Origin of the sequence: Vibrio sp. 10N.261.45.E2 (assembly GCF_002875705.1) — a bacterium.
Taxonomy (GTDB): domain Bacteria; phylum Pseudomonadota; class Gammaproteobacteria; order Enterobacterales; family Vibrionaceae; genus Vibrio.
This window is the reverse complement of sequence record NZ_MCZZ01000098.1, coordinates 1-476: the sequence shown is the minus strand read 5'-3', so window position 1 is coordinate 476 and position 476 is coordinate 1. Positions and strand designations below refer to the sequence as shown.

1 pseudogene is annotated in these 476 nt (G+C 46.4%); it reads left to right on the top strand.

Annotation, left to right across the window (positions count from 1 at the left end):
- Positions 1–386 (top strand): annotated as a pseudogene (locus tag BCT34_RS24610) (mobilization relaxase); the annotation flags it as partial.
- Positions 387–476 lie beyond the last annotated feature (90 nt).

The following is a 476-nucleotide window of genomic DNA, read 5'->3' as shown; positions in this document are numbered from 1 at the left end:
CACCTGAACTTGTGCGGAGAACGGATCTGCATAGCAGCAGCCGAGGACAGTGGCAATTGGACGAGAAACAGCGACGACAGACCGATGTTCATACCAGAGGGGTACTAGAAAATGACCGAGTTAGAAACCCAATTATTGAACGCATTCGAGCAATTGCAGACTCAACACGAGAAACAACACAACGACTTTGTAACGTCTTACAACGGGTTAGTACAAATGTTCGAGACTACCTCGAAAGAGAACAACGAACTCCGTCAGCAAGTCAGCAACTTGAGCAGGCAAGTCGAGAGCTTGAGCGCGCATCTCCAGCAGTTGGAAAAGCGTTACAACAAGAACAATCGATAGGTCTTGATCGTGAGATAGGTGATCGCGGAATGAGTTTGTAAGAAATGGCGCGTTGGTTGTGTTTTAAGGGTGAAATCAAAGTTGCTTTTTATGCCCTGTAAATCGCTCTGAAAGCGTCACAAACTTACAGC